The organism is Kocuria sp. JC486, assembly GCF_011602805.1.
GTDB classification, from domain to species: domain Bacteria; phylum Actinomycetota; class Actinomycetes; order Actinomycetales; family Micrococcaceae; genus Kocuria; species Kocuria soli.
In genome coordinates this window covers 1-25157 of record NZ_JAAOZS010000002.1, presented here as the reverse complement: position 1 = coordinate 25157, position 25157 = coordinate 1, and the positions used below count along the sequence as shown (strand labels likewise).

The following is a 25157-nucleotide window of genomic DNA, read 5'->3' as shown; positions in this document are numbered from 1 at the left end:
CATGAACTGGTTGAAGGCCGTTGAATCCGCGCTAACCGTCGCGCTCGACGACGTTGCAGCGCTGACGGCCGAGTCTTTCCCCTTGGACGAGCCTGTCAGGGTGGATGTCGCCTTACCCGAGTCAATACTTCCCCTGCTCGTCGTGCGCCGGGACAGTCCTCGACTCGTGATCCTGCACAACGGTGCGGTCGACCTGGAACGTTCCGAGGGTCGGCCGATCTTCCAGCGTTCTTCCTGGTGGCCGGACATCCAGGCCAGCCAGATCTTCGTGTGTGACCCCGGTACGGTGGGACCGGAAGCCATCTCGCTCAACTGGTTGCAGGCCGGTCCCCCTGTGTGGCCTGCGCACCTGACCACCAAGGTCATCCTCTTGCTGGCCAAGTCCCTCGGCGCCCCGCAGCCGGAGCAGCGGACCTACTTCGGGTCTTCGGCCGGTGGATTTGGCGCTTTGGCTTGCCTGGCCTACGACGTCCGAGCCCGAGCAATCGTGAACAACGCCCAGTTCGACTGGACGCGGTGGTACCCCCACCAGGTCCGTGATGTCCTGACGCGGTGGTTTCCGGGGCATCTGGCCGCTGACGTACGGAAAAGGTGGCCCTATCGGACGAATGTCCTGCGCCATTTGTCCCGCGGGCGTGTTCCGCTCCAGATCGACTATTGGGTGAACGTGGCGAGCCAGTACGACCGGGACATTCAAATGCCCATTTGGGTGGAGTTCCTGAAGAAAAGCCCGTTGGTGGCCGGCAACTCGACATTGCACACGTATTTTGATGAGGAGTCCGGTCACAATCCCTTGTCGCGGGAGAAGACCCTCGAATTGCTGAACGGGTGAATCCGACGACGTGGCCCCGTAAGTGATTCCGGAGATCTGAATTCGAAGGGCTCCAGGCGAACTGACAGGACCAACCTTTCAAGACGTGAGTTGCTGATACACGGAGGTCATGATCTCTGCGTACTTGTCGTTGTCGACGGGCTTGTGTCCGTCTCCTAGGTACAAGTCCACCCGGTTGACTGTCGTGCCAACGCCCATGTCTTCCAGGGCCTCAAGGAGTGGGAGTTCATGGTTGGCCACGTGGATTCGGTCTCCGGAGTTGCTCACGTAGGTCAGGGACTGTCCCAACGTGCCGGTCGTCCGGCACCGGTGGGCCACGCTCACGCGCGCGAGCTCGTCGTCACGCGTTGGGTCTGACCGGTCTCCGAAGGCTGCTTCAAAGGCCCGCCGCGCATGCGCAGCAGAGTAGCGTCGAATGTCAGTTTGTGGGTTGAAGACGACCGCGTGCGCTTCGGGCATCTGAGCGGCCACTTGCATAGCAGCGAACCCCCCACCGGAATTGCCCTGAAGGACTACGTGCTCCGTTCCCCACATCGCGGCGGCCCCACGGATCACGTCAACCATCGCGGTCGTGAGGTCCCAGAATCCGGCCCCCAGATACCAGCCGAGTCGCATTTGAGCGTCGAGATCGAGCGTTGCGTCGCTGAAACCAAGAATCGGGCCCATGGCCAGGCTCCGTTGGAGGGCAACTCTTTGAAAGAGTGGCAATCTGGACTTGGTTCGGTTTATGGCTCCGTGGAAAAGGACCGTCAATGTGTTCCCCGGGTACGGTTCCACAAGTGCCGGAAGGACCAGCGGTCCGAATTCCACGGTGTGGAGACCGGCCTGATTCAAAGTTGTGGTGTGATTCCAACCCCCGAGGTGAGTCTTGATCGGAAGGTCGTAGTAGGTGGGGCGCCACGTCTCGTCCTGAGCCCAGTTGATCAACGGGGCCCGATTCGCAACCATCGCGGCAGACCGCCCGCTCCTGGCCTGCCGAAGATCACTCAGGCAAGCTTCAAGGCCGAGGTCGAAGTCACCGCCCGGTAGCTCGGGCCGGAGTTCGGATTCGAGTTCGTCTGCGAAGGCCTGTCGCTCAGCGGAGTCGAGGTGGGCCGCGTCCGCACGTGCCCGTGCGAGTCTCTCGAGCACGCTGGCGTGTTCCTCACGAGTGAGCTGGCGTGCGGGGCCAGTGGCGTGTCCGGCTGACGCGGGACGGCCCGGAACGGCAGAAGCTGGAGCAGGGGCTAGATCCAGCGCAGCCGCGGCGTCCTCCGTCGAGGCCGCGCCCGAGAGAACACGGACGTCGCGGTCACGAATCACCATGGTTTCCGCGGAGAATCCGTTGTCCACGGTCAGCCCGAGGACTCCCGCCGGTAGACCTTTGACAGTAGAGAACTTCGGTGCCGTCTTCTGACCCGCTGAAAGGACGGTGACGAATCGGAAGGACTTTCCGTGCTTGGTCATCTCGACAACTGGCGCGGGCACACTCTGCTTCCAGGCGGTTGCAATACGACCTTCCGGTAGCCACGGTGCCGTGTTGCGAATGATGGACGTGTCGGCCTTGGTCCCAGAGGCATAGAGCGCGGCGGATTTCTCCCCGCTGCTCAACGCCACGACATTCTTTGTGGACTCGGCCTCCACGCCCGCACCCAGTTGCCAGCGCTGAACTGCGACGACGTCACGATCAGCGCGCACAGTGTCCACCACAACGAGGTACTCCCCACTGGTGGAGAACAAGACTCTGCGCGTCAGGTCTACGTCTGCGTAGCCCTGGTCAGCGACCGTGATGTCCCAGTGGCTGTCGGCCTCTTGATGGGCCAGGAGCGCCACGTCTGCGTTCCGGTCACGGTGCTCGTCCGGGAGATACACCAGGCTGTGACTGGAGTGCGCGATGACGTACTTCCGGATCGGGTCCTCGTGCGTGTAGGAGTACTTCCCTGGATCCGTGATCCAGTTGACTCCCCCGGCGGCGAATGTCAGGGATCCGCCGTCCGGGTGGCCATGGACCTTGAAGCGTCCGAACGGCATCGAGAAGAACGTCTCCTCTGCCATGTCCCGTTCAAACTCCCCCCACCCACTGCGGCCGAAGGCATACCCGTCGCGGTAGAGCTTGAACAATTCCTGGGGTGGTTCTCCCTCGCTGCCCTGAGATGTCACATAGCGACATGCTGGGTGGTCCACACCGTCGGCCGAACCACCATCGGTGTCCCCGATCGGGACGAACAAGCCGTCGGGACGTGTCGCATGTGCAAGGGCCACTGGCGTGGCCTCCAGGGATTCGGCACCCGCCGGGTAATCCAGCCCGGCCAACTCCAGCCGAGCGAGCAGCCGCTGCCACCAGATGTAGTTGTTGCGGTGGTATGCGATGGCACCTTCTGCGTTGATGCCTTCTGCATCCCATTGTTCTCGTAAGAGTTGCCCGATCCGCTCGACCGCCAACTCTGTCCAGTCGTGTCGGCCCAGGGCGATGCCGCACAGGAGCAGACCTTCGTGTTGGTGCAGGGCATGATTGGAATGGCCCAGATGCCTGGGGTCGGCGATCCAGGCTCCGTGTTCGGTGATCGTCTTCTCCAGAACGGGGAGGGAGTCCGGAAACAGCTCACTGATCATGGGCACGCCGAGGACGAGATGCGTGGCGCGGATCCCGTCGACCATGTTGGCCCAAGCCGCTATGCATTTGGACCTTCCAGGCGGATTGTTCCGTGCCCAGTCGGTCGCATGGCGGAGCCACAGCTCGGCAGCGGGGACGTCGCCGGCCCGTCCCGCTTGGGCAAGGGGCGCCATCCAGCGCAGCATGTGCAACTGATGGATCCAGTTCTTGTCGTTGAACGGGTCTTCGGTCCATGTCAGGTGCTTCGGCATTGACCAGGTCGGGTGGGGCCTGAGAGTCAGTTCGCCACGCAGCAGGGCACTGGAGAATTGGTTCTTCCTGGCCGGAGCCGTGATCTGCTGCGAAATCGCAGCGATGTCCAATGCCAACTGTCACACCTTTCATTGCCCGCCCGGTCATTGACCGGTGGCGGGGTCGGTTATCCGCGCTCAAGGTCCTGGAACGGACGACGATACTCATGCGCGGTCCGAAATCCGGCTTCGCTCCAGGCCGGTGAGTCCCAGGACTCGGTCAAGGCCATGTCCAGAGTGTGCACGATGAGTTCCTTGGGTGGGGCCTTGTGGCCATCTCCCCAGTCGCCCAGCATGAATCGCACATCTGGATTCTCGCGGGTGGCTTCGATGAAAGGTACGAAGTGCGGTGCAACGTGGTCGGCGTCGCCGGCGTTCTGCATGTACACCACTCGGTTGGGCGACCCTTGCGCATAGAGGGACACGAGGTCGGTGCAGGGCTGGACGCGCGCCAGGTCCGCTGGGATGTCCACACCTGAGGTTTTCCAGCAGATTTTCAACCAGCGGCGGACCAATCCGGTGTTGTAGTTCCGCAGATCGGTCTGCGGGTTGGAAACAACCGCGATGCTTCCGGGGAGACGGTGTCCGTTGACCAGGTTCGCGAAGGCCCGTGCGGACCCGCCGTACAAGACCGTGCGGGCACGCGGTGCGGCGCTTTGGTAGTGGGCGATGATGCGGGGCAGCACCTCGGCCAACGGTTGTCGCACGCTTCCCGTGTACCAGGCAAGAAAGACTTCCGGCGCCAACGCCGTCGACGGGTCGGAGAAGTGCAGGCCGTTCGTGTTCAAGGTTCGACTGATACCGAACCCGGTGAACCTTGGTGCCAAAGAATCCTTGGGTACCGCCGCAGTGAAGAACACCGTGAGGTTCTCGCTACCGCGTGCGATGTAGCGGAAGTCGAGCGGAACGGGCTGCAGGTTGATTCGGATCACCCTGGACTGTCGATCATCCCGGGCAAGGAATTCCTCCAGGCTGCCGTAGATCACATCGGGTTCGTGGTGCGGGTCCAGGGCAACCATCAGACGTCACTGCTTCCAAGGTCGGGCCGCGTGTCGTCCGTCAAGGAAGGGTTCTGGTCGTATGAAACTTGCGCAGGATTCTGGTGGCCTTCCTCGCTTTCGAAGACGAACTCGGTGCGAGTACGTGCCTCCCCTTGGAACTCACCCGTCCAACGGACGGACCATGCCGGTTCAGTTCTTCGGTCCTCGCGGGATCGGACCCCTTCCACCTCTTCCCAGGTGTCGCCTATGCGGTTGGTGCGGACGGTGAGTTCTTCGTCAAGACCAGATATGCGCTTGAGGTGCAATGGTCCACCCCACTTCATGGACCTGATTCCGAGAGCCTTCCCTTGCGCGTCCTCGCCTTGCATCCCCTGCTCGTCCGTGATCTCGAGGCCGCCGTCGAGCAAGAACCAGGAATGCAGCGTGTGGCGCTCATCGTCCTGTGTCACGACGTGGTCCTCGATGACGAGCCGACGGCCCGGATGGTACGTGACGGTTCGTTCAGATTCCCATCCGTCGTGGGGCACCGCAGTCACGATCCGGTATCCGCCGTCGTCAAGACGATCGAAGGAGACCAGCCCGGATCCGTACGGCGCACGACGGCGGTCATGGAGCCTCGAGTCGACACTCACGGTTGAATGGGCAGCGCAGGATTCCATGTACTGGCGAATGGGATCTGAGTAATAGAAGCCGTTGCTGCGCAAGGGCGAGTCCTGCGGCAGCAGATCGCCATAGCGGTATCGGCCCCCGTCCACCAGAATTTCCTGGCCGTCTTCGAACCACACCAGGCTTTGATCGTCACAGTGCTTATGCGTCCGGGAGTGGAATCCCGCCGTGACAGCCAGGTAGCTCGCATTTCTCCCCTCCTGCTCATCGGCATTGAGCCGACGCACGATCGCATAGCCCGTCTCCGGGAGGACCAAGGCGTCGTCGGTCGGGGCGACACCGCGGGCACCCTTGGACAGGACCCAGTCCGTTGTTGCCGACGAGGACGTGTCGGTGGCGTCCAGACGGCCTTGGGCAGAGTCCCCCAACTGAAGCAACTGGCCTTGCGGCAGGATCATCCAGCCGAGAGCGTCGGCGGCCTTCCCAATGCGGCTCGCAACCTCGGGATCCTGTACGGCACCGAGGCTTATGGCGCCCTCGAAGGAGTTCAAGAGCATCCGGTGGTACTCCGGGGAATGCTCGGCGTGGCCGCCGTCGGACAGGAACTGTGTGGCCGTCATGATGCGAAGTCGGGAATCGCCCTGAGCCTTGAGGGCTTTCATTCCCGGAAGTTGCGGAAATGCCCGGGACAGGACCACCTGGCTGACGGCCGAGTAGTACCCGTGATTGTTCCGGGGGTTGAAGGAATCGGGACGCCAATGGGCATCGCGCTGACGCAGTGTCGACTCCACCAATGTGTTGAAGTCGGAATCGGAGACCGCAGAGGACCCTGCCACGGCGCGGATCAGCCCCTGCAAAACCACGGATCGGTACGCCAAGGCCATGTCGTACCACGCCATGGTGGATGGATCGATGACCGGGAAGTACGTTGCCCATTGCAAAGCCCGTTGAACCGCCCACTCGAGATAGTGTGCGCTGCCAGTCTCTTCCCAGGCTTCAAGGACTGGTGTGAGGAACTCCCAGCTGTGCAGGTACATCTGCAACGTCCGGTCAAGTTCCTCGACCTGGAGCCAGTCGAAGTCTTCCGGGATGGCAATGGCCGGGAATCCGTGATTGGACCAGCCGTCCGCAATGATCTCGTCGGCGGTCCGGACGGGGTCGTACTGCGGCTGGCCCGTATGGACGGTGAGATACCGAAGTGCCTCATGACGGCTGAGATTGCGCAGATCATTGCGCAGCGCAAGCGCATCATATGGCTCGGAGAGTGGATCATCGGCGGGCCTGAACGGCAGAAACCCGACGTTCTCGTACGGAGCGTCGTAGAGGTCTGCAATGGCCGCCCAGGACCGTGCTTGGCGTACCCACTCCGCCCCCTTGACCGACATGGCCAGGCGCCTTTCAGGATCATTCAGCAGTTCGTTGAGCACCTGCGCCAGGTCGGCCGGGTCACCTGCAGTGAAAGTTGCGGCAGCTCCGCTCTGGTCGGCGATTTCCCGTAGGGCATCGACGTCGGAGACCACAACGGCCCGGCCCGTGGAAAAGGCTTCGAAGGGTTTGAGGGGTGTGACCAGGCGGCACACGGTCCGGTCCTTGCGTGGCACCACGAAGAGGTCGATCAAGCTGTAGTAGTCGAGAACGCTCTCGTGCGGGACCCGTCCCGTGAAGATCACACGATCCGCGACGCCCAGGTTCTTGGCCAGGTGCTCCAGTGAAGACCGCACCGGTCCGTCTCCGACGAGCAGTAACCATGTCTCCGGTTGTTTTTGTAGGACGGTTCGGAATGCAGTGAGCAGCGTGTCAATGCCCTCGTACTCGACGACGGACGTGATGTACCCGATCACCGGGGCCTCCGGCGGAATCCCCAGTTCGGCCTTGAGTGTCAGGTCCGGTTCGATAACCGGGAACTCGTCCGGCTGGACGCCGTTGGGGGTCACGGAGACTTTGGCGGCTTCCTCACCGCGCTCGACGATGTGGTCCTTCATGACCTCGGCGAGCGTGGTCACCCGGTCCGAAAGCGCCCGAGCAGCATCCTCCCGCGCGCGGCGCAGCGTGTAGGCCTCGGGCAGACCGTAGCGGTCGTAGTCGCGAGTCAGGTCGCGGCCCGACTTGGTCTCGATGCGGGAGAGCCACGATTCTTCCCAGAACCCGCGGCTCTCGTAGACCACAGGGAGTCCGAAGGCCTGGGCCACCGGGTGGGCGATCATGTGGTTCACGAAATCCGAATGGCAGTGCAGCACGCTTGGGCGCACGCGCGCCACCAACTCGGCCAATTCTCGGACGTTCAGTTCCAACCATTCGTCCCACGGCAGGGTTCCGCGCGGTTGCCCTTCGGGTAGGTGATAGGTCACCCCGTCCAGAAGCACTTCGGGTTCTTCGACGGCCTCGGGGACACCCCCGGCCTGCCGGAAGGCGTGGACGTCGTAACCCTTCTGCACCTGCGCTTGGGCAAGGTAGTGCGTGCGTAGGGTGTAGCCGGTTTGAGTCTCCGGAATGGCCTTTCCGACGACGTGCAGCACACGACCGGCCACAGGCTCGAAAGATTCCGGGGGCTCACAGCTCAGAGTGATCTCACCGCGCATCATGGCGATTTCCGAGGCTCGGATCTCGATGGTCCGGCGGTCCTTGTCGCTGCCCGCCACCGTGAGAACGCTGTTGAGCACTTCCAGGCTGCGGAGCCAGTAACCGCGTGAGTAGAGGTCCTTGGCCAGGCGACGTCGCTGGGTGAGCGTCAGCGGGATCGCGTCGGTCTTGTGGCGCCACTGCTCGTAGACGTACAGCGGATCCTGGATGTACGGCAGGTACTGGGCGAAGTCTGCTCCCCCGAGGATCGTGCGACGTGGGACATCGGGCGGCAACAGCGGCAGGATGGCGGCGACCAGCTTGAGTTCACGTTCCAGATCGTCCTGGTGGACCTTGGCCAGTTGCTTGACCTTCTTGGAGGTCGACGCCAGTTTCTGCTCGACGTCTTCGACACCCCTGTTCTCGACAGCGGTGGCCTCGGCCTGACGGGCGCTCACGAGCGCGAGTCTCTGCTCGAGTGCGTCCAGCCGTGTCCGTAGCACCGCCGCCTCGAAGTCGGATTTGATTTCGGGCACTTCAACCCCCTTGTAGACAGGGTCCTGTTCGACGGTCACACCGTCCTGGTCGATGGTGATGCCCCAGATCTGACCGGCCCGCTGGACCCTGAGCCAGGCGGTATCGGCCTTCACCCGGCTCGAAACCACCGACCAAGGATCCTGGGTCGACTCACCGAGCACCGTGGTGAAGAAGCCCCGGCGGGCCTTCTGCTCCACGTGGAAGCCTGCGGCCTTGTTCTTCTTGCCCCAGCGGCGCGAGACCCAATTCTCGGGTCGGCCGTCCTCCGCATAGGACACCTTGGGACGGGCACCACCGGCCAGCCAGTTGACCGTGAACCGGCGGCCGTCAGCGGTCTGCAGTTCCAACGCTTGGTCTCGATAGCGTGGTTTGACCCCTGAGTCCGTGTGCCAGAGCTGTCTGGCCACCACCTCGTCAGTGCTGTCGAAGACATCCGTGACCACCATGAGGTCCAGAGGCGGCAGATAGACGATCCGGCGGGTAAGTTGCACGCCGTCGTAGTTCGAGTCCACCACGGTCATGTCGTGCACGGTGTCCGTGAAGTCCACCGATTGCAGGGTCACGTGCCCTTCGCGGTCGTAGTCCTTGCCGTCGATCACGACGAGGTTGTGGCCTGCCCGGGAACGGAGATACCGGCGGAACGGGTCCTTGGGCTCGTACATGTACGACCCGGGATCGGTGATCCAGTCGAAGCCGTTGGCGAAGAAGGTCAGACCGCCCCTGTCCTCGTGGTGGTGGGCCGAATAGGCCCTGCCGAACCGAAGGCTGTAGTGACTGTGTTCTGCGAAGGATCCGTCCTGCTCACCCCAGCCCGAGCGTCCCATGACGTAGCCATTTGAGGCGGCAACGGCAGTAGCGGCCGGTGGCATGCCTGCAGTTCCCTGGCTGGCCACGTATTCGAGTTCCGGGAACCCCATATCCGTGACCTCACGGAGGTGAGTGTCCCCGATCGGCACCATCGTTCCATCGGGTCTCGTGGCGTGCGCCAGGAACGTAGCGGCCTGAGCGAGTTGGGCGGCAACGGACTCAGGAACCCTTCCCCCTTCCTGGGCGACACGGTCCCACGTCTTCTGCCACCACGAGATGTTCATCCGGTGGTAGTCGATCGAGCCTTCGTCGTTGGCACCGTTCTCGTCGAAAGACACCTCGAAGAGACGGGCCGATCGACCGATGCTCAGGTCGCGCCACTTGTCATGTCGCAGAAAGCTCGAGAGCACGAACAGTCCAATGTTCTGGTGCAGGGCGTGATTGGCGCGGGACTGGTGCTCCTCGTCGGCCAGCCATTCGCCGTGGGTCTCGAGCGCACCGAGGAGCACGCCCCGTTCCTCGTCGGTCTTGGCCAGCGGCCAGCCAAACACCAGTTCCTGGGCCCGCAGGCCGTCTGCCATGTCCACCCAAGAGAACTGGGAGGCCGGCGCATCGGGATGGTTGTGCTCGATCCAGGACCGCACCGTGGCAAGCCAGAACTGGCGGGCCTCCTCCGAACCGTCTGTCGCGGAATGGCGTACGGGTGAGAGCCAGCGCAGAGCGTGGAACTGGAACTGCCAGTTGTGTGAGCCGAAGGGGTCGGCCGACCAGTCGTCGTAGCCATCGGTCTTCCACACAGCGTGCGGGGCCAGCTGCAAGGAGCCGGACATGACCTTGGCAGCCCGATCGTCGTTGTTGTCCCGGCGTTCGAACCCGGCTCCCACGCACTGCCGCGTGCAGACGTCCTCGTTGACGTCGTAGCGCTGTAGCAGATCCTGGATCGTGCCGCTGTCGGTGTCTGTCATGGAGAACCTATCCCGCAGGGGTCGACGCGCGTCGACCCCCGAGCTGATCGTAGATATCGGACACGATGCCTGCCACGCCGGACCATTGGCGGTTTTCAACCACCCAGGTGCGGCCGCGTTCGGCGAGATCCTGGCGTTGCTGCGGGTCATTCAGCAGCTGCTCCAGTACCCGCACCAGGTCGTCGGTGTCGCCCTTGCGGTGTAGCAGACCGTTGAGATCGGGGGTGACGATTTCGGCCAGTGCGGCCACATCTGAGGCAACCACCGCCTTTTGCATGGCCAGGGCCTCGAAGGGCTTGAGTGGCGAGACCATCTCGCAGACCGGTAGAGGAAGTCGCGGGAACGGGGCGATGTCCACCAGTGAGTAGTACCGTTCGACGTCCTCGTGCGGTACCCGGCCGGTGAAGCGCACCAGTGCCTCGAGCCCTCGCTCCTGCACGATCGCCTGGAACTTCTCCAACTCCGCACCGTCGCCCACGATCAGCACGGCGAAGTCGTCGCGGTTTCGGCCCAGGATCTCCGCGGCGTCGATCAGCAGACCGAGTCCCTCGTAGTCCAGAACCGATCCCACGTAGCCGATCACTGTCTTGCCCTGCAGACCCAGCTCAGCCTCCAGACCGGAGTCGCGGTCCTGAGGCTGGAACCGGTCTCCGTTGACGGCGTTGGGCACCACCGTGATCTTGTCGCCGTCCACCCCGCGGGTGATGAGTTCGTCCTTGAGCGCCTGGGTGATGGCCAGGACGTGGGTGGCCTCGGCTGCGGCGTCGGCCTCCATACGGGCCATGAACTTGTACATGCCACCCTGTGCCCACTCGGGATCGCGTGATCCTCGGGTGACTTCCCAGAGCCCGCGCACTTCGTAAATGGACGGAATCCCCAGGCGATTGGCGGTGGCCACGGCGGCCAGTCCGTTCCAGTGGTTGGAGGCCGCGTGCAGGATCGCGGGGCGCTCGGAGCGAGCCGTCCGCTCCAGAGCACGGGAATAGCGCTCCACGTAGGAGGTGATGGGGCTCTTCCTCTCGATCCCCTCGGTGGTGCTGAGCCGGTGGTACGGGACACCGTCCACCACGTCGGTCTCCGGGATGGGACCGAGTTCGGCCATCTTCGGCATGTCGTACGGATACCCGAGTCGGGTCACGCCGCGAACGTCCCAGCCCTGGTCCCGCAGTCCGGTCAGGAGACCGTGCGTTCGGGTGCTGTAGCCGGCGGAGTGATACGGCAAGGAGTTGTGCAGCAGGTAGAAGATCCGATCCCCCACCGCGTCGTATGCACTGCGGTCCCGACGATGCGGGAACGGAAAACCTTGCTTGGCCAGCTGATAGTTGGACGGGGTCGAGTTCTTCCGCAACCGTTCGTCGTGCTGCCGTGCCCAACCGTCCTCCGGCTCCAGACGACGGTACTCCGCCAGCAACCGCCGGGCACCTGGCAACCGGTTGTCCCTCAGATCACGACGGATCGCCAGACGTAGGGACCAACGGGACACGGCCCGGTCCGGCAACTGGTGCATGAGTTCGATGGCCCGGGTCCGCCGCCCTCGTTGCAGACTGAACAGCAGCTTGGCAAGGACGTACTCGTCCTCCGACAACCACGCGGGCTTGGGATAGTCCCAGGCGGCCTCCGGCTCAAGGGCCTGTTCCACGACGGCGCGGGTGATGCGGTCGGGGCTTTCGGCAAGGATCGGCAAGGCCGCGTCCAATGACGACGGGATGACGAAGTCCAGTGAACGCCGGTGCTGGTCCGGACGCTGCTCAAGTGCTGCCACCAGTGCGTCATACGCCTCGAGAACGGCCGGCATACGTTCCTTGTCGCCGGTGCCGGCGTCGACCAACAACTCCAGGGCGTCCAGGTTGGCCGGGTCCTCCGCCAACGCGTTCTTGAGGGCTTCGAAGGCTGCCCCGTAGTTGCGCGACTCCATGAGCCGGAGTGCGTACAGTTGCCAGGCCGTCGAATCGTGCGGCTGATCCAACAGCAACCGACGGAGATGGTCGACCGCCTCGGCAGAGTTTCCACCGTCACGGGCCTCCGCGGAACGTCCGAGGGCTTGTGCCCGCACACTAGCCGCGCGTTCGGCCTCCCGTTCACGGTCGGCCTCGAGCTCTGCGGCCACCCGTTCGGCGAGCGTCTCGGCCGCCAGGCTCGCGTCGGCGTCGGGGGCGGAAGTAGCCTGCACCTCGAGTCCGGAGGGGGTCAACCACTGAGCCGTGGTCCGACGCAGGTGCCAGAGTCGACGTCGTGCGTCGTCGTACATGGGGGGTGCCATGGTGGGGTCCTTGTCCTAACCGGCGGGGAGGGGGTGGTACGGAGGGGCAAAGAAAGGCGGTGGGGTGCGGGCTTGGTGCCCGCACCCCACGGGCTCAGCGCCAGAGGCCCTTCGTGTCGACGACGGCCTTGCCTGCCAGGGCCGTCGCGGGAAGATCCTTGAACTCGTCGTGGTCCACGAGCAACAGCACGACGTCGGCGCGTTCGATTGCGTCGCGGTATTCCGCGAACTCGACGTTGGCCAGTCCCTCGAGTGCCTTCGGGAGGGCCTGGACATTGGGCTCGACGGCGAGCACGGTGGCATCGGGCGTGGAGCCGGCAAGCTCCTTGGTGATGTCCAGTGCCGGAGACTCGCGCAGGTCGTCGATGTTGGCCTTGAACGCGAGTCCGAGGGCCGCGACCACGGGCGAAGCCTTGTGGGACACAGCGTCCCTGACTTTGTTGATCACCCAGTGGGGCTTGCCGTCGTTGACTTCACGGGCGGTCCGGATGAGGTTCGAGTTCTCGCGGTCGGAGGAGACGATGAACCACGGGTCGACGGCGATGCAGTGGCCACCCACGCCGGGGCCCGGCTGCAGGATGTTCACCCGGGGGTGGTGGTTGGCTAGCTCTATGAGCTCCCAGACGTCGATCCCGAGCTTGTCCGAAATCAGGGAGAGCTCGTTGGCGAAGGCGATGTTGACATCGCGGAAGGAGTTCTCCGTGAGTTTGGCCATCTCGGCCGTGACGTCGTCGGTCTCCAGGAGCTCGCCCTTGCAGAACGTCTCGTACACCGCCCGTCCGCGCTTGGCGGCTTCCGGGGTCATGCCGCCGATGATGCGGTCGTTGGTGATCAGTTCCTCCATCGCGCGCCCCGGAAGGATGCGCTCCGGGCAGTAGGCCAGGTGGATGAGCTTCTTGTCGCCCTGCGCCGCTTCCTCCGGATCGACCGTGAGATCGGGGCGGGCGCTGGTGAGCACCTCGGCGAGCTTCCGGGTGGTCAGCGGAGGCGAGGTCGACTCCAGGATCACGAGTTCATCGCCCTGCAGCAACGGAGCGATGTTGGCGGCTGCGGCCTCGATGAAGGAGGTGTCGCCCTCGTAGTTCTCCTTGAACGGAGTGGGAACCGCGATCACGTAGGCGTCCCCCGACTGCATGTCCGTGTGCGCGGTGAGGCTCCCGGAATCGACGGCCTTCTTGAGTTCCTCCTCCAAACCCGGCTCCACGATGGTGACCTCACCGCGAGACACACGGTCCACGACGGATTGATTCACGTCGACGCCGCGGACCTGCACGCCACTGTTGGCCAGGGTCACGGCCGTGGGAAGGCCGATGTAACCGAGGCCGACGAAAACGACTGTCTGGAGATTCTGCGCCATGGAAGGTTTTCCTTAGGGGTAGACGTTCATGACTGATCTTGACCGGCGGCCGAGATCACGGGCGGGTTGCCGGGGAAGCTATTGAAGGCAGAAAGCAATAGCAATGAATGCAGAACGCTTTGTCGTCATAATCTCACGTGCTCCTGCCAATCCCCCATGGAAACGACCACCCCGGTTGAGACGACGTGTTGGTCCGTAACATTCCAGGTGTGACCGTGCCCTCCGCGGAACTGGCGGAAATTGAATCGATCGGTTGCATAGATCCGGAGCCCGGAATTGGCCACGGAGTCCAGGAAAGCGCTGTCCTCGCCCGTCGTTCTGGATTCGAACGGGTGTTGTTCGAAGACTTCGCGGCGGGCCATCAGCGTGGGTCCCAGGACGAAATCCGTCCACCGGTGCTCCCGCTCGGCAAATCGCAGCAACGTCACGTTGTAAGACTCGACGTACATGAAGCTCGCCTGTTTGCCCACGACGTCTGCACCCGTGACCCGGAGCATGGCCAACTGGTCGCGGAGGTAGTTCGGTCCGTACCAGTCGTCGTCGTCCATCTTCGTTATGACCTCGCCGGTGGCGGCGGCCACTCCCGCGTTGAAGCACTCCCCCAGCGTCCAGTCTTCCGGGGCGTCGACGATCCTGAGCTTCTCGATCCCGTAGGCCGTGGCCATGTCCGTCAGCGACTGCTCGCCGGCGCCGGTGTCCGCACCGAATCCGTGGCAGACCACCACGAGTTCAAGATCAACGCCGATCTGCGCGCCGATGGTCTGCAGCGCAACAGGGAGGTTCTTGGGACGGTTGGTGCACAGGACCGCGGAAACCGTGGGGTCGGACGGCAGCCAGGGCTTGCCGTCGGGTCGGGTTCCCAGCGCCGCGCTCAGCACCTCGGCGGCGCGATGCGTGTAGGTGTGGTGCGCCCAGATCCGCCTCTGCCCCAGCCGAACGGTCCGCGCGGCCAACTCGGGACTGCGGACGAGGGTCCGGATGACGTCTGCCGCGGAGGACCGGTCGGTCACCACGGGGAGTTCCTCCTGGGGGAAGTACTCCCCCACGGCTGCGGAGGGGGTGGACACCACGGGAGTCCCGCGGGAGATGATCTCGAAGATCCGACGCGCGCACATCGACGGCGAATCCACCACGGAGTTCACGTTCAGGAACACCTTGTACGCCTGATAGGCCGTCAGCATCTGGCGGTAGTTCAGGGAACCCACGACCCGACGGTCCAGGGGCGGGGGGAACTGGTACCTCTCGTCGTCGCCGAGGTAGCGGGAGAAGATCTCCAGCCCGCGGTTCATGCGGAAGGAGACGTCGTCGGCCCCACCCAGCAGCAGGTCCATCTGCTCGCGGCGTTCAGGGTACTTGTGGGCGAAGTACATGCCGCCGAAGGCAACGTCCCGCTCGTGGAACCCGTGCGCCGGGCGGGCCGGTGAGTGGATGGCCGGCTGCGCGGCGAACGGGAGTACGGCCACCCGGTCGTGGCCAAGGGCCTCCCGGTAGGCGGGGATCAGGTTGACGTCGGAGGTGAACACGTGGTCGAAGAGACTGGCACATTCCAGGAAGTCCTCGTAGTGCGGCGGATCTTCCTTGTTCCAGAACACCGTGGGGATTCCACGGCGCCGGAACTCGGCCACCAGTTCCTTGAACGGTTCCTTGACCCCACTGGCGCCGGTGAGCTGGTACTGCCACTGGTCGTTGTTGCCGTGCCAGGCCGACTCCACAAACAGTAGGTCCGGTTGGGTTTCCTCCAGCTGAGTGCGCCAGCCCGTGCGGGTCAACGGCACCTGCTGCCATTCGTACCCGAAGGCCTGCGCGGAGAACCCGTCCAGGATGGTGGCCACGACGACGTCCTCATAGGGTCGCCGCCACGCTTCCGGAAGCGGTGCCTCCGGGAAGCTGAGCCCGGTGCCGCCGGAGGCGGTGGCCTGGGCCGTGGTGTTCGGAAGACGACGACGGCGCAAGTGCTTGCGTAACTGTTGCACGCCGCCTTCGCGCAGGTGCCACATGGCGGTGCGAGCGCCCTGAGTCAGCCCCTGGGCCTTGCCGCCGAGCCCGGCAGCGGGTCTGCCCGGCGTGTTCGGGGAGGATGAGGAATCGACCGGTTCCAGGGTCACCGGTGCGCCCCCACCCAGGTCAGCGGCTGGTACTCGGCGGCGCGTTCGTCGCGGTAGGAGCGGGCGCTCAGCAGGTTCCCGGCGGCCAGCATCTTCATGTACTCGTCGTAGCGGTCCACGACTTCGTCGGTGTCGCCGTCCATGACCACCTCGCCGTCGTCGAGCCAGACGACCCGGGTGCAGAGTTGGCGGATTTCGCTCATCGAGTGGGAGACGAAGAGGACGCAGCCGGCGTTCTCACGGATCTCGTGCATTCGCGCCTGGCCCCGGGCTTGGAACTGGGCGTCACCCGTGCTGAGCGCTTCGTCCAGGATCAGCACGTGCGGGTTGGTGGCGGTGGCCACGGCGAAACGCAGACGGGCCGCCATGCCGGAGGAGTAGGCCTTCATCGGCCAGTGCAGAGCCTTGCCCAGGGCCGCGATCTCCACCAAGTCGTCGAAGACCTCGTCCACCTGCCGCGGATTCATGCCCTGGGCCAGGCAGCCCAGGCGGATGTTGCGGTCACCGGACAGTGCCGGGACCAGGGCCACGTTGACGCCGAGCTTGGCCGGGCGGTCCACGGCCCACACGCGGCCGCGGGTTGCGTTCATCTGCCCGGCGACGATGTTCATCAGCGTCGACTTGCCCGAACCGTTCCTGCCGATGAAGCCGACGAACTCGCCCTGTTCGATCAGCAGGCGCACGTCCGTGAGTGCCTGGTTGTTCACGATGGGCGGTCGACCCAAGGCCTTGCGGAGCACCCTACGGGGCCCACTGACCTGGTCCTCCGCGTCGGAACCCGTGCTGGTGACCGTGTAGACCATGGTGACGTCGTCGATGACCACGGCCGGTCGGACGTCGGTGATCGCCGGCATCTGCTGCGTGCCGTTCTCCGCGACGACGGGCAGCGCCGCCGTCTCGGTGACGTCGGGCACCTCGCCCGTCCCCTGCAGAGGGTCGAGCGGGAGCGGTTCAGCGGCGCTCATTGGCATAGCTTTCTTCGTTGGTCCAAAACACGATCAGCCCGATCAGCCAGACGCCTCCGCCCCACACCACCAGCAGTGCCCACTGGCCGAGAGACGGAACGACGTCGTACAGCAGGATGTCGCGGGTCATCTGGAGAATTTGGTACAGCGGGTTGAGGTGGAACAGGGCCAGGATGGTCGGGTTGTTCGTGAACCGTGAAGGGTCGTAGAACAGCCCGGAACCGTACATCCACAGCCGGGTGACCACCGAGAGGATGTTTCCGACGTCGGGAATCTTGTGGACCAACGGAGCGAAAAGCATTCCCAAGCCCCAGTTGAACACTGATTGAAGAATGAAGATGGGAATGATCAACAACCAGTGCAGGCCCACGGGTTCGCTCGGCGGAATCGCCAGGACCAGAAGCACCATGGCAATCAGGACGTACACCTGGCTCAGGGCCTGACGCACCGTGATGGCCAGGGGAAGTGCTGCCCGCGGGAAGGAGAATCCCCGGATCAGGCTCTGTCCCGTGGCGATCGAACGAGCTCCCGTCACGAACGAGCGTGTCGTGTAGAAGAACATCATGAAGCCGATGACCACATAGCCGGTGAAGTTCTCGATCCCGCGGCTGGTCTGCAGCAGCAGGCCGAAGATGAGGTAGAACGTCAAGCCGAACAGAATCGGGTTGAGGACCAGCCACATCTTCCCCAGCAGGGTGTGGTCCTGGCTCACGGCCAGTCGCACTCGCGCGTCGTAGAGCACGAAGTGGCGTGATCCCCACAGGCTCACCAGGTACTCGAGCAGGGGCGGGCGGGCACCGACGGCCACGAGGCGGGAGGTGTCAAAACTGACCCGCTGGTTGGAGCTGTGGGCGACCGCCTGGGTCAGGCCCTCCCAGGGCGGTGCGTCCGGAGCGGTGAACTTGGTCTTGGCCTTGGTGGGCCGGGAACGTCGCGTCTCACCGGCGTACGCGGAGGAAGCGTCATCCTGTTGGGTGCTCACGGTGTCCTCCTCGTTCGCGAGATGCTGCCGATGTCAGTTGGTCGTACCGTCCGATGGTGCCCGCAGCCACGGCCGACCAGGTCCGATCGCGGAGCACCGCATCCCGACCAGCCCGACCGAGTCTATGCGCCAGCCCCCGATCCGCCCACAATTGCAGGACCGCGTCGGCCAGCTCGGCCGGGTTCTCCGGGGGCACCAGCAGCCCCGTGACACCGTGACGGACCGTCTCCTGGATGGCCGGCAGTCGGGAGGCGACCACGGGAATCGCGCTGGCTCCGGCTTCCACGATCTTGAGCGGGGTGACGGCCCTGGTGACTGCTCGGTCGCGTCGAGGCACGACGAACACGTCCAGGGCACGCTGCCAGTCCTTGGCTTCGGCCTTGGTCACTCGGCCGGTGAAGACCACCCGGTCGGCAACGCCGAGTTGACGGGCCAGTTCCTGGAGGCCCGGACGGGCCGTGCCCTCCCCCACGATCACCGTTGTGATGCCCTCGGGCCATCGCGCGGTGGCGCGGATCAGGTCATCCAGTCCCTCGTAGTCGACCACGCTGGTCACTGTTCCGACCAGGAATCCCGCGTCCGGAACGGACCAGCGGTCGGTGCTCAGGCGACGTCGCACATCGGCCACCGGCTCGGGCTCCGCCTCGTATTCGGGACCCACGGCATTGGGCGCCAGTCGGACGTCACCGACGCGCACGGCGCCATGGGTGATCTCCTCGATGCGTTCGGCCATGGCACCACCCAGGGCGGCGACGTCGTCCGCCTGGCGCAGCACCTGCGCCTCACGACCGGTGAAGCTCAGGTACCGTTCGGAGGCCTCCGCGGCCGCCGGACGCCGGGAGGCCCAGGTGTCGGCCAGTTGCCCGCGGACTTCATAGACCCACGGGATGCCGAGCACCCGTGCGACCTCGCCGACCACCATGGCATTGACGAAATGCGTTGTGGTGTGCAGGACAGCCGGGCGCGTGAGCAGGCAACGGACCATGAGCTCCCGAGCGAACAGGTCCAGCCGCCCGGTGGCGGTCTCCGGCAACCGACCGGGGTTGATCCGGTGGTACGTGACACCGTCGATCACGTCCTGGTCGCGAGCCTGGATCCGACCCACCTGTACCGGGTAACCCGGGCGGGTCATCGCATGTACGTCCCATCCGGCGCGCGCTTGAGCGGAAAGCAACGCGTGGGATCGTAGGGCGTACCCGCTGGAGGTGTGCGGGACGGAATTGGTCAGCACGTGCAGCACGGTCTGCGGTTGTGGCTGGTACGTGCCGGCCAACTGATTCTCGTCCGAGCCCAGGAAACTGCGGAGGTCAGGGGCTGTGCCGTGGAACTGCGCGCGTTCGTCCACCAGGCGCAGAAGTTGTCGTTTCTCGGCGCGAGTGGCTCGTCCGGAGAGCCACCCACGTTGGAGATTCTCGACCGCGGACCCCATGTCGCCCAGGTACCAGTCCCGACGCGCCAACGTTCCTGCCGACCGGCGCAGTCCCCCGGGAAGTTCCGCGGTGAGCCTGAAAGCGTGGTCCACGGCGTCCACGGCCTGGGCGACTTCTGCCAGCCGACGACGCCGTTGGTGGTCGCGCCGTAGCACCGCGGGTTCGCGCACAGCCCGGTCGAAGAGCTCCTCGAGTTCGTCGTCACGACCTCTGATGTGCAGACCGAGGCCACCCATTCCCGGTGCCCACGGGTGCGCGGCGGCCAGTGGCCGAGCCAGGCGGTAGGACAAGGAGGACGGGAGCCGACGGGACACCTGCAGACCGAAGACCACGGGATCCGTGCCGACATGCTCCAAAGCGGTCGAAAGGACCAAGCGGAGGTGTCGGCCCCAGTGGATCTTGCCGACAGGCTCGGCGGAGAGTGTCATGAAGCGGACTCGCGGTGCTCGTCGGGGTTCTGCTCATTCGGCTTCCGGCCCTCGTTGGCGGGCTGCAGATCGTGGTCGCCGGGCGTGGCGCCGAGCAGGTCGGTCAACAGGTCGTCGTACTGATCGGCCAGATCTTTGTAATCGGCATGGGCACTCACCCACCGTCGGCCGGCGTCATCAACCGCCAACAGCCCACGGTCCTCAGCCAGACGACGCCAGAGCTGGGCGATCTCCTCGGCTGTCCCGCCGACGATGTGACCCGTGCCGGCCGCTTCGAGGATACGGGCGGCCTCTCCCTTGACCACACCTGTGATGTGGCGGCCGACCGCCATGACCTCGTACGTCTTGGACGGAATGGTCGCCTCGAAGGAGCGCCAGTCATCCCGTAGCGAGATCACCAGCGAGTCTGCTGCCTCGTAATGAGCGAAGACCTCGTCCCGAAACACGGGATCGAGGAAACGCACATCCACTCCCCGCGATTGTGCGTAGGCCTTGAGGATCGCCTTCTGCGACCCCTGACCGACCATGGTCAGTCGCATGTCCTCTCCGACCAGGCGGGCGGCGTCGATGAGTCGTTCGAGTCGCTGGCTCTCACCGTGGTTGCCGAGGTAGAGCACCTCCAGGCGGGACCGGAGCGGGACGGGGGGTAAAGCGGGGGTACGGGAGAGCATCACGCCGTTGCGCACGGTCGCAACCGACGTGACCCCACGCTCCCGCAAGGTTTCGGCAAAGCCCTCCGTGACGGTCACGACCAGGTCGGCGTGATTCTGGACGAACTCCACGGCCCAGTTGATCACCGACTGGGCCAGGCCCAGCGCCACCCCGGAATCCGTGACCAGGTTCGGCCAGGCGTCACGCATTTCCACGACCAGCGGTACCCGGCGCAATTTGGCAGCGGCCCAGGCGGCTGCCATCAGGGGAAGCGAGGGTGCGGTGATCACCACGACGTCGGGCCTGGGGCAGGTCAAGGCACGCACGCAGCTTCCCGCTGCGGTGAAGAGCTGGTCCAAGAGTTTGGAGAGCCGGTCGTCACGGCCCGTGATGAAGGGAACGCGGAGAATCCGTTCACCCAACGGGCCAGTCTGGCGACGCAGCACCCGGCCGCGCGTCGTCGGCGAGTAATCGGGCCCGAAGCTGTAATGCGCGACGGGGGCGACGACGGTGAGTGCCCACCCGCGATTCCGAAGATGGCGGGTGAGTGCCTGCCAGCGCCGCTGCGGAGGGGAATGCTCGGGCCAGTAGGAGTGGGTGAGGAGGAGGACGTTCATGGGGGCAGATGGTCCTGGGGCTCCCGCGTCGGCCCCGGAGGACCGCGCGGCAGCCTTACAGGCCGCTCCCGTCGTTGTCCTTGTTCTGTTCGTAGTACTCGTCCAGGGTGCCGTCGTCCATGGCGTCCCCGATCTCCTTCATGGCGTCGTAATCGGGCAGGACGACCGACTGGCCGTCGTCCGAGGTCCCGACGCCGTTGGTGTGGACGGTGAACATGTGGATGTCGGAGCTGCTGGTGCCGACCATCTCCGGGACCAGACCGCGGATGTAGCCGGAATCGAGTCCTTCGGAAACCGTGAGGTACGGAGAGATCTCGTCCACGGTGTCCTGGATACGGCTGGGGTTGGTCAACGTCGAGGAATCCAGGAAGCGGTCCAGCAGCGCGCGGATGTAGGCCCGCTGGTTCTCCACGCGCGTGTAGTCGCTGTCCGTGAAGGCGTGGCGCTCACGCACGAACTTGAGCGCTTCCTCGCCGTCCATATCCATGGGGCCCTGGGTGAAGGTGGTGCCGTCATCCGTGCTGAACGTCTGCGGCACGTCCACGGTCACGCCACCCAGAGCGTCGGTCAGACCCTCGAAGCCCTCGAAGTCCACCGACATGACTTCGTCCACGCGCGTGCCGAACAGCCCTTCGACGGTTTCGACCATGAGCGGCATCCCGCCGTTCTGGAACGCGGAGTTGATCTTGGACTCACCCACCCCGGGAATGTCCACCCAGGTGTCACGCATGATGGACATGACGTAGACCTCACCGCCGTCCGGTGGGATGTGCAACAGCATGATGGAGTCGGCGCGCTCACCCGCACGGCCTTGCTCACCGCCGCCCTCGGGCCGTTGGTCGGAGCCGAGCAGGAGGATGGTGGTGCCGTCCGAGTCCGCCGGCCGGTCACCCTCGGGAAAAGCCGAAGCGGAGGGCAAGGCGGTGACATTGTCATCGAAGCTGCGGCTGAGGTTGTTGACGTACAGGAAGACCGCGGTGACCACGCCGACCAGGACGACCAGGAAGAAGATCAGAAAACCCAGGAGCACCTTGCGACCGCGTCGCTTGGGACGTGCACCGTCCCCCGCCTCGGACGATCCCCCGGAGGAATTCTCGGAGGCGTCACCGAACAGGTCGTCTTGGATGTCACGGGCCACTGGCACGTCCTTTGGTCACGGGAATGGCATGTTGTCGGCCGCTCGGCGGACAACGAACTACTCAGCGCAAGATTGTCCCATCATAGGGCTTCGGCCGTGATCACGGACACGGACCCGGGGGCGGTCGTCGTCGTCACATCCGTGTCACCAGGTTCCACCCCGGGGACCTGCGGCTGCAATCGCGGGGGCAGCAGGGGTAGTCCGTATCCGTCAACGGAAGGGCGTCCGGGCTCCACGGGGGTCACCGCACCACGGACGTCCATGGCCACCCCGTCGCCGTCGACCGTTGTGGGCGCATTCGTGGATGTGACCGGATGTGACGGCTCGCCCCCGTCGAAAAGGGTGGTGGCCGGGTAGTTCTCGGTCCAGTCGTCGCCGCTCAGGGTGCTCACGTTCGCCGCGCTGATGCCCTTGGGCAACTTAACGGTCACGGGCAGCTCCTCGGCCGTGGCGGGATCACGGAAATCCACGACGACGACGGACGTGGTGCCGTCCTCCTGCTCAATGGCGTAAGCGGTCACCTCCTCGCCCTTCGAACCCTCGGTGGGCTTACCCTTTCCGACCGCGATCTGCGTCTCCTGGAACTGCCCCGCAGGGAGGCCGCCGACCAGTGCCAGAGCCAGGCCGTTTGTCCGGGGCACGAAGGCCTCCCCCGGCTTCTGTAGCGTTCCGGAGGAGCAGAGCACCGACATGGGGGCGCCGCCGTTGCACGGTTCCACCGAGGAGTGGAAGCCGATCCGGTCCACGCCCAATTCCTGGGCGCGCATCACGTAGTCGGCGCTGTAGAGGGCGGCGGCCTGGGTGGTCGTGATGTCGTTGCTGCCGGCGCACGCGGAGACAGAGGTCTCCATGACCCAGGTGTTCATGTCGGCCTCGTCAGCCAGCCTGACCGCTCGACCCAGGAGGATGTCCACGCGCTGACGGGTTTCGGCGGACACGGTGTTCTGGAGAGTGGGGGCGCTGTTGGCCCGGTACACAGGATCGCCCAGACCGTCGCACTCGGAGAGCGGGTACTGGTGAACCGCCAGGGTGGAGTTGTCGACCTCGGCACCGATCACCGCGCGCCACCAGTCCATGTCGTAGGTCCCGGGGCCGACGATGTTCGCGTCAGGGACTTCCTTCCTGATGGCCTTGACGTAGTCCTCCCACACCCCGATGAACTTCTCTTCGTCCCAGGAGGCGTCCTTGATGTTGCGATCGTTGTCCGCACCCAGGTAGTAGCCGTTGGGCTCGTTGCCGATCATGATCCCGGTCAGTCGGTCGCCGAAGGCTTCCTCGGCGTGCGCGGCCACGGAGGCGGCGCGCTCGGGGTCCTCGTCGGCCAGGTTGACGCCGATGATCACCGAGGCGTCGGTGACTTCGGCGAGGCCCGCCACACGCTCCAGGTCCTCCGGGGTGACCGTGGTGATCTCCTCGTCCGGACGCAAGGGCCAGTCATCCGGTGGCGTCTCCCCCGCATCGGTGAAGAAGAACCGGCGGTCGACGGCATTCCCGCCGAATCGCAGGGTGGGCTGATCCATGGAGGACAGGATCCTGACCAGATCGGGATTGTCCTTGCTGATCCGTTCGTCGGCCAGTTCGGTGGACTCGAGGGACAGGCCAGCGCCGGCCTGTTCGTAGTCCTCGCCCGTGTCCTTGTCGGAGACCTCGACCGTCACGCCCCCGGAAGAGGAACGGGGCGCGGTAGCCGTGGGGGTTGCTCCTTCCCCGCGGTTGCGTTGCTCGGCGATCCAGCCCAGTGGGTCTTCCGGCGGGGCTTCTAACGGCCAGGGGTCGGTGGACTCGGGGTTCGGCGCGGCGGTGGAGGAAGCTGACGTGGAGGGCGAACCCTGGCTCTGGGGATCCTCGGTGGAGTCGGGGCCACAGCCGGTCAGAATCAACAGTGTGGCCAGCGTCGTGCCGAGCGCGGTCTTGGGCACAGACCTGGGCCGGGAGGGAACGTGGTGTGGGGGGCGCATCGCGCTCAGTGTATCGGTGGGGCTGCTGGTGGCGCCCCTGTCGGTCAGGCTGGGTGGACGAACGACGGCGGTCGTCACCGTGCGTACACGGGACAACCGCCGTCGAGATCAGGTCCGGACGGATTGAGCCGTCCGACCGGTCGGAGCTGAAGCGCCCCGGGCTGCGATCAGTTGGACTTGCCGAAGTTCTTGAAGCGAGCGTTGAAGCGCTCGACGCGGCCGGCGGAGTCCATGATCCGCTGCTTGCCGGTGTAGAACGGGTGCGACTCGGAGGAGATTTCCACCTCGATGACGGGGTACTCGTTGCCGTCCTCCCACGTCTCGGTCTTCTCCGAGGTGGCGGTCGAGCGGGTCAGGAAGGTCTTGCCGGAGGCGAGATCGCGGAACAGGACCGGGTGGTAATCCGGGTGGATGTCGTTCTTCATGAGCGTGTGAATCCTTGGCTCTTGGGTGACTGGATTTTGCCAGGCACGATGACGCTGGGTTGCGGGTGTCCGGGTCGGTCACTGCGGAGCTTCGAATCCGATGCCCATCGAGTGGGCATCGGCGAGTGCGCAGGAGCGGGACACCAGCGCACCATCGTACAGCAGGGCGTTCCGCCATGTCCCGGGAGGACGGTTTGCGGACGGGCGCGTCTCGTCGAGTTTCCGTGACGTTACCCACGGCGACCACCGGTTTCGTAGAGTGAAGTGGTGCGTCTCACCCGCGCGCTGGTTCGGCTCCCCCCGGCTCCTCCTTGCCTGACCAGCGACGACGTTGCACCGACGTCGTGGTGAGCGTTCGCTGTTCCCTCGCTCCCCTTGAAGGACATACCTCCATGCGCTCTGCCCCGCCGCCCTCGAACCGTCGCCGACCAAAGGCCCCTCTGGCCACGTCAGCCCTCGCCATGGTGCTGACCCTCCTTCTGGCCCCGGCTGCGGGGACCACTGCGGCCGGAGCCACCGAGCAATCGGAACCGGGGCCCACGTCCCCGGACGGAACCGGAACCGAGGACCAGGCCCCCCCCGCCGCCCCGGCCGGGGGGGGGCCCGGCGCCCACGGCCCCCCCCCCCGCCGCCCCCCGGGGGGCCCCCCGG

14 protein-coding genes are annotated in these 25157 nt (G+C 65.0%); 1 reads left to right on the top strand and 13 read right to left on the bottom strand.

Annotated elements, in window-relative coordinates; all coding sequences use genetic code 11:
* Position 1: 1 nt before the first annotated feature.
* Positions 2 to 832, top strand: coding sequence for a hypothetical protein (locus tag GWK18_RS01375; protein WP_166832701.1), 831 nt, complete (start codon positions 2 to 4; stop codon positions 830 to 832).
* A gap of 78 nt (positions 833 to 910) precedes the next feature.
* Here the strand turns inward: GWK18_RS01375 and GWK18_RS01370 are convergent, their stop codons facing one another.
* The 13 genes from GWK18_RS01370 to GWK18_RS01310 form a co-directional block, all read right to left on the bottom strand.
* A complete protein-coding gene (locus tag GWK18_RS01370) occupies positions 911 to 3793 on the bottom strand; it encodes a heparinase II/III family protein (RefSeq protein WP_166832699.1) in 2883 nt (960 codons plus the stop codon).
* A gap of 50 nt (positions 3794 to 3843) precedes the next feature.
* A complete protein-coding gene (locus GWK18_RS01365) occupies positions 3844 to 4734 on the bottom strand; it encodes a hypothetical protein (RefSeq protein WP_166832697.1) in 891 nt (296 codons plus the stop codon).
* Positions 4734 to 10190 (bottom strand): heparinase II/III family protein, encoded by a 5457-nt coding sequence (locus tag GWK18_RS01360; RefSeq protein WP_166832695.1) that lies wholly within the window; start codon positions 10188 to 10190, stop codon positions 4734 to 4736. Before GWK18_RS01360 ends, GWK18_RS01365 begins: the two co-directional genes overlap by 1 nt.
* A gap of 7 nt (positions 10191 to 10197) precedes the next feature.
* Positions 10198 to 12450: a glycosyltransferase gene (locus tag GWK18_RS01355; protein ID WP_166832693.1), complete on the bottom strand. Its 2253-nt coding sequence runs from the start codon at positions 12448 to 12450 to the stop codon at positions 10198 to 10200.
* A 94-nt stretch (positions 12451 to 12544) separates the two neighbouring features.
* Positions 12545 to 13807: a UDP-N-acetyl-D-mannosamine dehydrogenase gene (wecC, locus tag GWK18_RS01350; RefSeq protein ID WP_123824762.1), complete on the bottom strand. Its 1263-nt coding sequence runs from the start codon at positions 13805 to 13807 to the stop codon at positions 12545 to 12547.
* A 125-nt stretch (positions 13808 to 13932) separates the two neighbouring features.
* Complete coding sequence (locus GWK18_RS01345) at positions 13933 to 15912, bottom strand: glycosyltransferase (protein ID WP_348535796.1); 1980 nt, start codon at positions 15910 to 15912, stop codon at positions 13933 to 13935.
* Positions 15909 to 16877 carry an ABC transporter ATP-binding protein gene (locus tag GWK18_RS01340; RefSeq protein WP_245192700.1) on the bottom strand — a complete coding sequence of 323 codons (969 nt, stop codon included), beginning with the start codon at positions 16875 to 16877 and terminating at the stop codon, positions 15909 to 15911. Before GWK18_RS01340 ends, GWK18_RS01345 begins: the two co-directional genes overlap by 4 nt.
* The gene (locus tag GWK18_RS01335) at positions 16864 to 17859 is read right to left on the bottom strand and encodes an ABC transporter permease (RefSeq protein ID WP_348535795.1); all 996 of its coding nucleotides are present in this window, start codon (positions 17857 to 17859) and stop codon (positions 16864 to 16866) included. The genes GWK18_RS01340 and GWK18_RS01335 overlap by 14 nt, the downstream gene beginning before the upstream one ends.
* Complete coding sequence (locus tag GWK18_RS01330; protein WP_123824763.1) at positions 17840 to 19717, bottom strand: glycosyltransferase family 4 protein; 1878 nt, start codon at positions 19715 to 19717, stop codon at positions 17840 to 17842. Before GWK18_RS01330 ends, GWK18_RS01335 begins: the two co-directional genes overlap by 20 nt.
* On the bottom strand, positions 19714 to 20985 hold the full coding sequence (locus GWK18_RS01325; RefSeq protein ID WP_123824764.1) for a glycosyltransferase family 4 protein: 1272 nt from the start codon (positions 20983 to 20985) through the stop codon (positions 19714 to 19716). Before GWK18_RS01325 ends, GWK18_RS01330 begins: the two co-directional genes overlap by 4 nt.
* A 55-nt stretch (positions 20986 to 21040) precedes the next feature.
* Positions 21041 to 22123, bottom strand: a complete 1083-nt coding sequence (locus tag GWK18_RS01320; protein WP_233568704.1) for an LCP family protein — start codon at positions 22121 to 22123, stop codon at positions 21041 to 21043.
* An 80-nt stretch (positions 22124 to 22203) separates the two neighbouring features.
* The gene (locus GWK18_RS01315; RefSeq protein WP_123824765.1) at positions 22204 to 24081 is read right to left on the bottom strand and encodes a hypothetical protein; all 1878 of its coding nucleotides are present in this window, start codon (positions 24079 to 24081) and stop codon (positions 22204 to 22206) included.
* A gap of 167 nt (positions 24082 to 24248) precedes the next feature.
* Positions 24249 to 24506, bottom strand: a complete 258-nt coding sequence (locus tag GWK18_RS01310) for a type B 50S ribosomal protein L31 (protein WP_123824766.1) — start codon at positions 24504 to 24506, stop codon at positions 24249 to 24251.
* Between the last annotated feature and the right edge of the window lie 651 nt (positions 24507 to 25157).